The sequence below is a fragment of the Enterobacter genomosp. O genome (assembly GCF_001022965.1).
Classification (GTDB): domain Bacteria; phylum Pseudomonadota; class Gammaproteobacteria; order Enterobacterales; family Enterobacteriaceae; genus Enterobacter; species Enterobacter cloacae_L.
Map to the genome: position 1 here is coordinate 1,039,110 of NZ_LECZ01000026.1, position 12,219 is coordinate 1,051,328.

The window sequence follows — 12,219 nt, forward strand, 5'->3', positions numbered from 1 at the left end:
CGGAGGTGCATTAACGTCTGCCGTTAATGCGCTGATTATCCCTGAGAACATCAATCGCAGTCTGCATGGCGATTTTGTCATCCCGCCTTTTTTGTTTGTCCTGCATGACCTGAAGGTATTCCAGCAAGGTGCGGGTATTAATCGGTCGGCCCTGTTTACCCACAGCCAGCACGGCTTCGCCAAGAATAATTTTCACAGGCGGTAGTTGTGCCGGATACCAGTCAAGGGTGTCTTCTGATTTCATCTTAAATTTCTCACGGAAGGGTAGTGTACCATAAATCAGACGTTCAATTTTCAATATCTGATAACCTCATTCAGACACAACTTAACATAACTTATGCCAGTTATTTTTATATTAAAGCGTATAATAATTACTGTATTCCTCAGAGAATTATTTATGTCTTATACAAATGGGCTCAGGTATTTTAAAGAAAGACCGGTTCATGTTGCCTGCCCGGTATGCGCACACAGAGCCGATCAGAAAGCAGGTAAACTAAGAAAAGATGCGGTTCTTGAGTGCCCTGCCTGCGGACTGTTGTTCAGACCTTCAGAATGCTGGTGTATCGGCGGCTGATCAGCTTCTGCCACTTAACGTCAGTGATGTCGGAAAATGACAACGTTCCTCGTGTACTGCAGTTGTCGAGGGTATTATAATGAAATCTAAAAAATCTGTTTTTATTGAAGGGCATATCATGTCGAACAGCTGTCACGGACAGGCTGGCCAACCTTTCTGTATTCACCGGGTCAGGTTTAGTAATGGTAAATATGCGATTATTCGGGTGGCATCCGGGATATGTTTCAAACCAGGCGAAATTATTCAACGAAACGATTGTGAGTGGTTTTATAAACTTACCAAAATTCGGCTTCTTTCTTTTGAGTACCTTGATGATGATGAATCAAGAAGACAATTCCTTGAGTATCAATGATAAAACCATGGATTTATAACAGAATAAACTTGCTGGCTTACAATTCATCCCTGGCTCTTTAAATTATTCACCAGTCATTGGAAAATATTTTTTCCTGAATTTAGATGGATTTAAATTATCTAAAACAAAATGTATCGCTAAAGACGAATTGCCTCATTGTTTTCCTTTTGCGTTATAACCTTCATTAGCATTAAGGAAATTTATGGCACAGACTTTTACTCATAATTTACTTCATCCTCGCCACTGGCTTACCTGGTCTGGTTTGGGTCTGCTGTGGCTTCTCGTTCAACTTCCTTACCCGGTTTTACATATTCTGGGTTCTGGCCTTGGAAAAATATCCAGACCCTTTCTGAAACGCCGGGAAGGAATTGCGATTAGAAATATCGAACTGTGCTTTCCCGAGATGACACCGTTTGCCCGGAGCCAGATGGTCAATAAAAACTTTGTTTCTCTCGGGCTGGGACTGATGGAAACAGGTATGGCCTGGTTCTGGAGCGATGCGAGAGTCAAAAAATGGTTTGATGTCGAAGGGCTTGAAAACCTGACCGGTGCGACAAGGGGAGTAATGGTTGTCGGGATTCATTTTATGTCCCTTGAGTTGTGTGGAAGAGTAATGGGGTTATGCCATCCTATGATGGCAACGTATCGTCCACACAATGATCCATTAATGGAATGGGTACAGACAAAAGGGCGTATGCGTTCAAATAAAGCTATGATTAATCGACGTAATTTATCTGGTTTTGTTCATGCGCTAAAAGCTGGTGAAGCCGTTTGGTTTGCACCAGACCAGGATTATGGGTCTAAAGGAAGCGTTTTTGCACCTTTTTTCTCGGTAAAAAAAGCAGCCACGACGAACGGAACGTATGCTCTGTCAAAACTCGCTGGTGCACACTTGATCACACTTAGCATGATTCGACGTAGCGATAAAAAAGGTTATCACATGTATATCAGCAATCCGTTGTCAGGCTATCCAGGGGAAGACAAGGTCGCCGCAGCGGCTTATATGAACAAGATCATCGAGCGTGAAATTCTCCGTGCTCCTGAGCAATACCTGTGGATGCATCGCAGGTTCAAAACGCGTCCTGAAGGCGAAGTCTCTTTATACAAATGAACCACTCTACTTGTCATGAGCCAGAATCTATCTTTCTTGCCACTGCGTATTTGTAAAAAATGCGATAAGGAATTTTCGATCGGATTCATGCTAACGATGGGTTGACTGACAGCCAAGGTTAATCAATTAAACCGGTTCGGATTTGAAGGTCCGTTTTTCGCTTATAGCTGCCATTCAAAGCGATAATAATTTTTGTATATTTTCTCTTCCACATGATGTCAGTTATCGGGAATGGTTTGACTATCCAGCAGGCATAGCATCCTTTACAGCTCGACAAACCGAACGCTCCGATAGGGTATGCAGGCACACGGATGGCGTGTAAAGCAGAGTGAAAAAGATGATCGATTAAACCGATCGATTTTATAAAATTGATCTGCAAAATGAATTATCCGGCACGCTAGTGCCTGTGCTAAATTCCCAGCAATTCATTTAACGTATTGTTTATTAGTTTATTTCCTGTCCTCTGGTGGGCGCCCTTCTTTTGTCCTGCGGGCACGGCATGGGAATGCGACAGCAGGTGATGGAATGAAAAGATGTGCCCGATGTAACAAGAAAAGAAGCATTCTGGACCGGATTTTCGGGCTGGATAAAGAATTTTGTGATGGCTGTCTGATGGTGGTTAACCAGGAAATCAGAGAAAAACGAGTGGTGTCCACACCAGCACGAAAATCACCGGGACGCTCTTCCTGACAATGTTTCGTACCCGGCAGGTTATTGCCTCTGATGGGGTAACAACTCTGAAGCTTCCCTCTGTTTACATTCCCTTTGATCAATGAAAATCAACATCGATATCAGCGTCATCATTCCTGCCTTCAATGCAGTTGACAGCATCGGGGCTCTGGTCCATACACTGCTTGGCGAAACAACGCTCAGTACTGAAATCATTGTTGTGGATGACGGTTCAACCGACGAAACATGGACGCTACTCAGCGCCATTACAGATGAACGGCTTATTCTCATTCGTCAGGAAAATCAGGGCGTGTATGCTGCCCGTAATGCTGCACTGGCGATTCACCGTGGTGAATGGGTGGTGTTCCTGGATGCGGATGACCGGGTTGCGGCAGATTTTCTGCAGGAGCGGCTGCGCACAGCCCGCGAAGCACAGGCCGATGTCGTCCTTTTCAATGCCCGGCATACAGACAGCGCCGGACATCTGCGGCATACCGTTCACCGCAGACAGCCTTACGGTCAGACGCTGACGGGTCAGCAGTGGATACGCCATTGCGTCAGTCAGAGGGAATGGCCGCATTATCTGTGGCTGCAGATAATCCGTTCAGCGTATATTCGCGAGCATGACCTGCGATTCCAGGAAGGGAAAAGCCACAAGGACATTCTCTGGACGATACAGCTTGCCGCCGCAGATGGCCGATTTTATTTCTCTGACAGACAGGATTACCTGTGGGTGAATAACCCGGCGTCAATTACCCACCGCCCGGATTATTACGATATCCGCGCGTTCAGCTATTGCGACGTGATTGCAGATATTCTGGCACTCAGTACACAGACGCAGTACCGATCTGTCAGACGAGCGCTGGTCAGGCATGCGCTGGTGGAAAGCCGCCATTTTCTGGGCCTGTACCGGCGCAGGGTGAATGACCGGCTGGCGGTCCGGGCGCGTTTTCGTGCGCGGATAGCCTTTCGCCATCTGGTATCCGGCGTGAGCAACCTGAGCGATGTCTTTTTCCTCCTGAAGCTGGTCCGCAATATTTATCTGCCTGGTGTCCGCAATACTCCCGCAGCCGTTTCGCAGGTGCGGCGTTAATCCATGGATATCGCAACGCTTCTGGCGCGGTCGTGGCAAACTGCGACAACGGGTGATGACTCCATTCGCTCCGCCAGGGATATCGTCGAACACTGGTATGATAAAGGCGGTGACCTCACCCGACGGACCCGACGGTTTATGCTGCGGGAATGCCTGTGGATAGCCGCACATTACCGGGACACTGAAACGGTACTCACCCGACAGTTTCGCCTGCTGGCCGTGTTACTGTATCTGGGCGGTTATTTTCCGAAAGGAAATGTCGACGGTATGCTCCCGGAGAAATGTTTCATTTTACTGAACGCCCCGGAATTAAGCCCCATCCTGACAGACGATACGGCCCCTGATGTTCTGGCGGCGTCCTGCCACACCCTCTTCTACCTCAGACGGATATCTCCGTTAAGGTGTTACCACCATACGCGCTGTCTGAGCGAACATCTTTTTCAACTAATGGAGATCTGATAAAAGCGCCAGTCTTTGTACTGGTACCTGAGGGGCTGATCGCTGACGGTGTTGGCGTCAACGATCAGGGCTAACGTCATTATTTCCCTCCGCTGAATCTGCCACCTGTGATGTCAGTAACGGTTTTATATCCCTTGCGGGTCATCAGCCCGGTAGCCTTCCGGTCTCGGAGCATATCAAGGCTGCCGATAAACGGAGACTGCTCTTTCACGCTGAAGCCGTGACGGTCAGTACGCACCAGGTCGTACTTTTCCACGATAAAATTCACCGCGTCACACAGTGAGATTCCCGCATCAATGTGTTTCTGGATCATACTGTCGTTGCCAAACGGTGTGTCGTTGAGGGTAAGGCCGTAGTGTTGCTCCAGCAGATACTCCAGTAATTTTTGCCAGATTTTGACTGATGACAGACGTGACGATGCCGCCCTTTGAGGGGGCAGGGATTGTATTTGCATGGTTTGCACTCTTTTGACGAAGGAAAAGCGTCCGGGGTTTATGCGGTTGTTGCAGACGCCGGATAAATTACGATATACAAATAGCCACAGGAACCGAGCGTATCGGCCTTACATATCAGCCCTTTTGCATGGAGCGTGATGCAGCGCTGAATGCGGGGCATGAGTTCGCTGCTGGTCAGCATGAGCTCCATCTGCTTCATCAGTAACGGAAATGCCTGGTCCAGATGGCGTAAATCTGAGTCATTAAATGTCCCGGTGGTGCTGGCGCGGTCAGCAAGGTAATGCAGGCGGTTACCCTCCTGTACCAGCCGGGCACCAAAACATGGCGTGACGTTGCGTCTGAGGCCCCACCAGGGTTCCGCGATGTTATGGTTGATTACACGGGTTGCTTTCTGCATGTAAGTACTCCTTAACGGTGAGTTAATTCAGGGTGACGCTGCGCAGGATCACATACGGACCGTTGCGGTCCTGTCGACGTTCAGCAAACACGGCCAGTACACCCCGGATATCCTGCACTTCCCTGCCGTAGTAATGGCAGATACTGCCGGACCACTTATATTTCCCGATACAGAAGCGAAACAGCCGGGACTCAGAATGCTGGCGGTATATCGCCATTGCCTGACGTTTGCTGATGATTTTCATCGTTATTCTCTCCCTAAAGCCAGCCACGCTCGGCAAACGAGACGATGTCCATGCCTCCCACTACCAGGTGGTCCAGCAGACAGATATCCACGAGTTTAAGTGCCTGCTTCAGATGGTCAGTAAGCAATCTGTCGGCATGGCTGGGTTCGGCATAACCTGACGGATGATTGTGTGAAAGCACGATGGCAGCCGCGTTGTATTTCAGTGCTGCCTTTATCACTTCACGGGGATGTACCTGCGTATGGTTGATGGTGCCGGTGAAGAGCGTTTCATGGGCAATAAGACGATGCTGGTTATCGAGGAAGAGCACCATGAATACTTCACGCTCCAGTGTGGCGAGCTGCAGGCGAAGCCAGTCGCGAACTGCATGGCTGGAGGTAAATGCCTCGCCGGGCTCGCGTAACTGGCGTTCCAGCAGGGTCAGAGCGCGTCTGATGGTGCGCTGCGCGGTGGGAGATATTCCCCCGCTGTCAGGGGGACACGTGGTGATATTCATTTGCTTTTCCTGTCTTTTGACGCGTTGGGAGGAAATGTGTTGTACAGTTTTTCGGCAACGACGAACTCGTCGTGCAGGGATTCAAACCATCACCAGATATGGAAGAGAGGGGTACCCGTCAGGAAATGCAGGAAGGGTTCGTCGGTCACAAGGTCACCGTCCTCATCCCTGACCGTTGTATTCCTCAGCGTATCCCACAGGGCATTAAGGTGAGACAGTTCATACGGCATGGCGGGATGCTCAGTCGATAATGCGCATGATGGCGCTGCATTCTGCGTGGTTCAGCGCATAGTCACGCAGACGCCAGTAATGTTCCGTCATGGAGTCGCATTCCGTGCGGCAAGCGTGATGACTGTAAGCGATAAGACAGACTGCAATCCCTGCAGCTTCGGCGCTCATGTCTGAGGCGTTGCCGTTCATGGCGTTGAACAGCGACCAGAAGACATCGTTGTCCGTTTCCGGAACCATGAAGGCCCCGCCGTTGCTGAGAGTATAAAAATTCCAGACACCGCCGCTGTAGTCAGCGCAGAACCGATCCATCCAAGCAAAGACCTGCGGTTCAAGGGTTATCCACTGCGGGATGTTGCCAAAGTGCTGCGGCCAGAACTCCACACGCTGTTCGTCTGGTACGGGCGCGGCTGTCAGAGCATGTGCAGAACCGTTATCGTCAGCCTGCAGAGGTAGCTGATTTTTATCGTTAATATTAATCATGTCGGTCATGTTAATTTTTCCTTATGCATGGAGATGTTGAATGGAAGACTCGGGCCGGGGATTGATTTCGGTGGCGGGGCGCGGGTTATTACCCGCCCAACAGGCCCATCATGTTTTCGGCCATCACCCAGAGCGCACGGTTTAACTTAACGTCGCCATCAATCCCGTTTACTGCGCGGGTATGGGTACGTTTACCCTGCGCGGTACGGCCACTTAGCCCGCCTTTCAGCAGGTTTTCCTGAATGCGCTGGTAGGTAGTCCACAGGTCATCGCTCTCGTCCTGCCAGCGGCGAGGTGCAAGGATTTGCGATTCAGTCACTGGCTGGTACTCTTCCCCAAAACGGTAGGCCAGCGCCGCTTTAGCAAGTGCATGCTGTGCTGGTGACGGGAGTTGCAGGGACTGCATAGCGTCACGTTTCTCTTCCACCCGGTCAAAGACGCTGAGCACCTCATAGGCACCCTCAATCACCTTCCCGACGACATCCCCCCTGTGTGGCACGCGGATCTCGCCAAACGACTGTCCGCAGACGAGCGAATTAGTGCAGACACTTCGGAATATCCCCGGCAGTAACTGAAAACTCGACGCGCCATCGTGCGAATTCAGAATGATGATTTCCGGCACCTGCTGACCGTTTATCTGACCGGCACGACGCAGGCGCAGCATATGCTTTGTATGTTCCCGTCGGCTCTGGTCGCGCACTCGTGACTGACAGGCAAAGAATGGCCGGAACCCTTCGCGTTTAAGGTTCTCCAGCAGGGTGATCGTGGGTATGTAGGTGTACTTTTCGCTTCTGGAGTCGTGCTTGTCTTCCCCGAAGATGCTGGGGACATGCTGCATCAGTTCTTCGTGGGTTAAGGGACGGTCACGGCGAATCTGGTTCACCCGACCAAAACGGCTGGCTAATCGCATAGTTGATTCCTCATCTGGTTAATCTGAAGGCATAAAAGCAAAAGCCCCTGCTCCGTGAGGAGGCAGGGGCTGGATGTGTTGTTCTCAATGAACGGATAGGGCGGGATTACAGCGTATCCAGAATCTTCAGTATCTGCGCCATCAGGGCGGAGATAAGTGCAGTGACCAGCAACGTGACCGCTTCCCGGGCTGTATCAATGCAGTCGTCATCGTAACCGGCCTGACGAAAGCGGATTTCAATATACTGCCGGGCATGATGTCCGCCGCACCAGGTCAGCGCCTGGCTCAGGGCGGTCACCAGCATTTTCAGAAAGGTCATAGGATTTACTCTGGACTGCGCAGCGGCAGCCCGTTGGTCATGTGGCATTTTTTAGGTTGGGAAACGTTAATCAGGGGCGGGGACTCAGTGGTAAGTGTAACGCCATCCCCCCTTATCAGTAGTGACGACGACTTCTGAAGCCACGCAGTTATTATAAAAACTCACGCTGACGGACTGCCCGTAACGCAGGGTGGCAGGCAAAATAGTTTCTTTATTACTGGAGTACAGATATTTCTGGTTGGCAATGCGACAGTTTCCCCGGTTCACGTCAATATTTTCGACTTTCACGGTGTTATCCAGTGCAGTGACCACGACCGTGACGTAGCGTGTTCCGGCAGGGTGAACCTGATTACTGGTCTCCACTTTGATGGATGGCGTTGGCTCTGCCAGCGCCAGGGCTGATAGTGCAAACAGTGCGGGCACCAGCATGTGTTTAAATTTCATAAACTGTTCCTTTTAAAAATAACGTAATCAACAGGTATTAAATTCAGATGCAGGCTAGAGTGCATCTTTACCCACGCAGCCGTGGGTCCCGAATACTGGCAATACCTTTGCTGCCCCAGCCAGCGTGAATGTGGCATCCTTAACACCGTCTCCGGTTACTGAGACCTGTTTGCCATTACGTAGCTGAGCCCAGGCCAGCGCCAGGTTATTACCGCCCACTCGACTGCCAGATTCGCTGATGTCGATGGGGGCTCCACCGTCGATACTGACCTGAAGGCTTTTATCTTCATCCATACTGACCTGATGCCCGCTGGCGTCAGTGAATATGACCGTGGCCGGTTGCGAGCCGTAATCCTCACAGGTCAGAGACAGTTGCGATTGACTTTCCCCATTGATAACAAACTCTGATACTCCCTGGCCCCAGCCCCGGGTCCAGGTGGTTTGATTACCGAAGGCCATTGCCACTGCCGGTACCAGCGCACAGGTCAGTAGTAAAGGGTGAATCATTTTTCTGTTCATTTTTGTGCACCTCTGGTTTTCGTAAAACGCTACCCGGAAAGGGTATCTGCATGATTTTTAGTAGAAGACAGACAGTCATAAGCATCCCGTTGGGATTTTATAGCTGCAAAAAAGAAGGGGATAACGATGAAATTCGATCGAACCGATCGACAAAATTGATCGTGGTTCAGTAAATATATTTACCGTAAACCTCGCCCGAGTTTATCGATGGTCCGGTTTCACTTCAGAAGGGTGATATATATCTGAGATTTTATTGAACACAGGCTGAGGAAATGCATCACTGAGGCGGTATGGCGCAGATACCGTCCTCTGTGACAGGAGGAACACTAAAAAAGCGGTTATAGAAGAGATTACAGGCTCTGTGGTCGCTAGTGTCAATGTGAAAATATTTTGCCATGTACTGGCTGAGTATATGCTGAAATTCGTCGTAGATTTGTTGAGACCCCCGCTTGTGCTTCACCCTGATTTCATCGACTAAACGATAACATTGCTCCAGCAGGCGGTCGCCGTCGCCGTTCAGCAACGCATGAAACGCGGCAACGGCAAATAATTCATTCGCAGGCCCGGCATTAAGCCAGATGCTGACTTCGGTACAAACCAGCGTTTCCCATAGTGACATCAAATTCAGGCGTAAGGCTTCCTCTTTTAACAGACGGGTTAGTGGAGGAAATGCGTAAATATCAGTGTCAAATAGCCTGCGTGACAGACTTAAATCAGCAAAGGCAAGATGCTTAACTCCGTACAATGCTTCCTGTACAGCATCTGAACCGTATTTATCCGTTAACGCTTTCAGTAAGGTCGATTTAACCGGTTGAGGTGTTTCCATTGCTTTTATGCCACTCAGCACTCCTGACTGACAGCAGGGGATAAAATCCTTCATCATCCGGTTTATAGCAGCAGGTGCGATGATAATGTTTCTGGCGATATTTGCACCGCCCTTAGAGTTAGGGTAAATGTGGCATAGCTCAAGATCCAGCCAGGGGATTAACCTTTTTGGCGTATCAGCAACTCTGTGCCCGTTCAGCGTATTATACGTTTTCTGGTGGTCAGCTTTGCGCTGATATAACCGAATGAGGTCTGCAATATCCGTCGGACCGGTGATACTCCCCAGTCCAAGGGAATTATTTTTTAGCATAGCTTCCACATTGAGCCAGTAAGAGTGCTTAACCAGTCTTATAATAGCATCGTCATCGATTAACCTCCGGGCTTTATCCCGATGTTCCTTACAACAATAAAACTGATTGCGGGTTTCAGATATACTGATACCACAGGCGGGATACTGGCATATTAATGCTGCTCTTTCCGTTCGTCTGGCTGCATTTAACTGTCTGCCCTGATAATGTGCCGGGCATAGCCGTAATATCCGTTCAGCGGGTGAATGGCCGATCTGTGCCATGCAGTTATTTCTTTTACATACGGCCATAATCAAACTCTTATTTAATATAATAATATCTTTGTTTTTATTGACAATAACGGTGATGATATTTTACGTATCATTAAATATATTTATTGGTTAACATAAATTAAATATTAATGTATTTGTCTCAAATGAGTAAGAAATACACCAGCAGAACTATTTTATTAAATTACAGGTTTTGATGGCTGTTAATGATTCATATCCACAGAGCTTTACACCTGCCGTCATTATCTTTTTTTACTACTGTATTCTGAGAAAACCCCGCGCAGATCGCGACCAGTAGCGACTGGCGCGGGGTTTTTGCCTCTGTGGTTGTTTTCGAAGACGTTTAACCAGTGTACGCTCTGGCCATCCGGGCCTCTGTAGTGAGATGTCCCGATTAATATTCCAGCCTGTTAAAGTCGAAGTATTCAAAACCATACCTGCCAGTGACATTCTCTGGCGATGCAATAATCGGATTATGTCCGTTCTCCAGGAATGCCGGTGGAATACACCATGAGTGGCGACATTCCAGGGAAGGCATGGCAATATACACCGCAGAATGACGGCCGGGACGAATAAAACAAATCAGACCCAGTGCGATTAACTGCTCAAGAACAGATTGTGATTTACTGGCGTCACGCAGCCGGTTCGGGCCGTTCCGGTTTACCTCATTTTTCCTGAGTGGATATCCCTCATTATCGAGAAATTTCTCCTTAAGCCACCTGAACATCTCGTAAACGTCCTCCATAAATGCATTCCGTTCAGAAGATGGGAAAAACAGCCTTTCCGCTTCTTCAAGATGCCATTCCACAATTTTGAAGGCGGCCTGGATGACCCCCCGCGAAATACATAAACTCTCAGGTGAATACATATATGTCAGAATGGCCGCAACCCTGAGGGCATTCGCCCCCGCTTTGGCTGCAATTTCACTGATATGCTCCATCTGCTGTCCGGGGGCTGTTTTACGGCTGAGCTCTGACTGTTTATCTGCCCAGTAAGTGGTCGCATCATCAGATAACCTGAGCGTTTGTTTCTGCGTATCGTGACTATAAAAACGCGCCTTTTGCTTATCAAGTAACTGGTTAATTTTACTGTGGAACACATTTAATGCTTCATCAGAATGAGCGTGGTCTGTATTTGTGCGGCGACGTCCCAGCGTGCTGATGGTATTGATATAAAGAAACCGCGACAGAAAACCACTTCCCTTGCTGAGTTCACCGTGGTTACGGCGGTAATTTTCAAAGACCGGGGGCTGAACCATTAATGCCAGGGTCAGGCAGGCGTTGATATCGTACTCCTCACCGCCCGGGCGGTGGTATTCATAGGTCTCCCCGTCCCAGGCTTTATTCAGTAAACCGAGGTTGTTTTTCAGATACCCTTTAAAAAAGGTAATTGCCTCATCTGAGAGCACCCCGGCTTCAGAATACCGGCTCAAACCTTCCAAGAGCGCCTTTGCGGTGGTGTCGTCATAAAGCATCGCCAGGCGGGTCGGAGGCTGCTGCCGGGTTTCTGCATGTTCATCTAACAGCCGTTCTTCCTCCGTCCCCTCAGAACCGCTTTTGATGGCAGTGTACAGATTACTGGTCAATGCTTTCTGGTGTATTTTCCAGATATTGTCAGCACGCAGGTGTGCCTTCATCAGACCGTCGTGCTGCTGCTTCATTTGCTCAGCGAACCGGTAAAAAGGCTTCATCACTTTTTTGCTGATACTGGTCTTACCTTCACCGGAGACCGCCAGCGTCAGTAAATACAGTGCACAGTGCATCGGATCCGATGAGTGTGGTGGTACCACCTCAATATGAGCCTGACAGGCGAGGGAAGAGGCTGCCAGTACGGCCCCCGCTATCAGTTCCGCCGGGATACCCGTCTCGTTATAAAGAGCATCAATGACATCCCGCATCACCGGCGGGAACGCGCAGACAGGGTAACCCTCCGGGGTTCTGTTTTGTACGGGAATATAAGGCTCCGGCATTTTCGGAATGACAGTGTGTGGCAGTATATTCTGCATGTAATATTCTCCTTGGTTACTGTTTTCAGTAACGGGTTAGTTGTGAATATAATAAAATA

General features: G+C 49.2%; 18 protein-coding genes. 5 read left to right on the plus strand and 13 right to left on the minus strand.

Going from position 1 to position 12,219, the window contains the following annotated elements; all coding sequences use genetic code 11:
* Positions 1–10 precede the first annotated feature (10 nt).
* Positions 11–244 carry a hypothetical protein gene (locus tag ABR39_RS18680; protein WP_004132711.1) on the minus strand — a complete coding sequence of 78 codons (234 nt, stop codon included), beginning with the start codon at positions 242–244 and terminating at the stop codon, positions 11–13.
* Between the two features lie 153 nt (positions 245–397).
* On the opposite strand from ABR39_RS18680, the gene ABR39_RS26405 reads away from it, so the two are divergent.
* The 5 genes from ABR39_RS26405 (at position 398) to ABR39_RS18700 (ending at position 4,258) form a co-directional block, all read left to right on the plus strand.
* Positions 398–574, plus strand: a complete 177-nt coding sequence (locus tag ABR39_RS26405; protein ID WP_213076229.1) for a YnfU family zinc-binding protein — start codon at positions 398–400, stop codon at positions 572–574.
* A gap of 79 nt (positions 575–653) precedes the next feature.
* Positions 654–926: a hypothetical protein gene (locus tag ABR39_RS26095; protein ID WP_170833537.1), complete on the plus strand. Its 273-nt coding sequence runs from the start codon at positions 654–656 to the stop codon at positions 924–926.
* 202 nt (positions 927–1,128) lie between these two features.
* Positions 1,129–2,037 (plus strand): kdo(2)-lipid IV(A) palmitoleoyltransferase, encoded by a 909-nt coding sequence (gene lpxP, locus ABR39_RS18690; protein ID WP_047058003.1) that lies wholly within the window; start codon positions 1,129–1,131, stop codon positions 2,035–2,037.
* A gap of 772 nt (positions 2,038–2,809) precedes the next feature.
* The gene (locus ABR39_RS18695) at positions 2,810–3,799 is read left to right on the plus strand and encodes a glycosyltransferase (RefSeq protein WP_047058004.1); all 990 of its coding nucleotides are present in this window, start codon (positions 2,810–2,812) and stop codon (positions 3,797–3,799) included.
* 3 nt (positions 3,800–3,802) lie between these two features.
* Complete coding sequence (locus tag ABR39_RS18700) at positions 3,803–4,258, plus strand: hypothetical protein (RefSeq protein ID WP_223226960.1); 456 nt, start codon at positions 3,803–3,805, stop codon at positions 4,256–4,258.
* 79 nt (positions 4,259–4,337) lie between these two features.
* On the opposite strand, the gene ABR39_RS18705 is transcribed toward ABR39_RS18700, so the two are convergent.
* The 12 genes from ABR39_RS18705 to ABR39_RS18755 form a co-directional block, all read right to left on the minus strand.
* Positions 4,338–4,712, minus strand: coding sequence for a TA system toxin CbtA family protein (locus ABR39_RS18705; protein ID WP_047058005.1), 375 nt, complete (start codon positions 4,710–4,712; stop codon positions 4,338–4,340).
* A gap of 38 nt (positions 4,713–4,750) precedes the next feature.
* The gene (locus ABR39_RS18710) at positions 4,751–5,110 is read right to left on the minus strand and encodes a type IV toxin-antitoxin system YeeU family antitoxin (protein ID WP_047058006.1); all 360 of its coding nucleotides are present in this window, start codon (positions 5,108–5,110) and stop codon (positions 4,751–4,753) included.
* 22 nt (positions 5,111–5,132) lie between these two features.
* A complete protein-coding gene (locus tag ABR39_RS18715; protein WP_047058007.1) occupies positions 5,133–5,354 on the minus strand; it encodes a DUF987 domain-containing protein in 222 nt (73 codons plus the stop codon).
* Positions 5,355–5,367: 13 nt separating this feature from the next.
* Positions 5,368–5,850: a RadC family protein gene (radC, locus tag ABR39_RS18720; RefSeq protein ID WP_047058008.1), complete on the minus strand. Its 483-nt coding sequence runs from the start codon at positions 5,848–5,850 to the stop codon at positions 5,368–5,370.
* 89 nt (positions 5,851–5,939) lie between these two features.
* Positions 5,940–6,080 carry a hypothetical protein gene (locus ABR39_RS26255; protein WP_226863590.1) on the minus strand — a complete coding sequence of 47 codons (141 nt, stop codon included), beginning with the start codon at positions 6,078–6,080 and terminating at the stop codon, positions 5,940–5,942.
* A 10-nt stretch (positions 6,081–6,090) separates the two neighbouring features.
* A complete protein-coding gene (locus ABR39_RS18725; protein WP_075206252.1) occupies positions 6,091–6,570 on the minus strand; it encodes an antirestriction protein in 480 nt (159 codons plus the stop codon).
* A gap of 79 nt (positions 6,571–6,649) precedes the next feature.
* Positions 6,650–7,471 (minus strand): DUF932 domain-containing protein, encoded by an 822-nt coding sequence (locus tag ABR39_RS18730; protein ID WP_047058009.1) that lies wholly within the window; start codon positions 7,469–7,471, stop codon positions 6,650–6,652.
* Between the two features lie 106 nt (positions 7,472–7,577).
* Positions 7,578–7,790, minus strand: coding sequence for a hypothetical protein (locus ABR39_RS18735; RefSeq protein ID WP_047058010.1), 213 nt, complete (start codon positions 7,788–7,790; stop codon positions 7,578–7,580).
* 84 nt (positions 7,791–7,874) lie between these two features.
* The gene (locus ABR39_RS18740; RefSeq protein ID WP_004136901.1) at positions 7,875–8,234 is read right to left on the minus strand and encodes a hypothetical protein; all 360 of its coding nucleotides are present in this window, start codon (positions 8,232–8,234) and stop codon (positions 7,875–7,877) included.
* A 54-nt stretch (positions 8,235–8,288) separates the two neighbouring features.
* Entirely contained in the window at positions 8,289–8,753 is a 465-nt protein-coding gene (locus tag ABR39_RS18745) for a hypothetical protein (RefSeq protein WP_004114621.1), read from the minus strand.
* Positions 8,754–9,030: 277 nt separating this feature from the next.
* Positions 9,031–10,149 carry a hypothetical protein gene (locus tag ABR39_RS18750; protein ID WP_224247001.1) on the minus strand — a complete coding sequence of 373 codons (1,119 nt, stop codon included), beginning with the start codon at positions 10,147–10,149 and terminating at the stop codon, positions 9,031–9,033.
* Positions 10,150–10,549: 400 nt separating this feature from the next.
* Positions 10,550–12,160, minus strand: a complete 1,611-nt coding sequence (locus ABR39_RS18755) for a YfjI family protein (protein WP_047348128.1) — start codon at positions 12,158–12,160, stop codon at positions 10,550–10,552.
* Between the last annotated feature and the right edge of the window lie 59 nt (positions 12,161–12,219).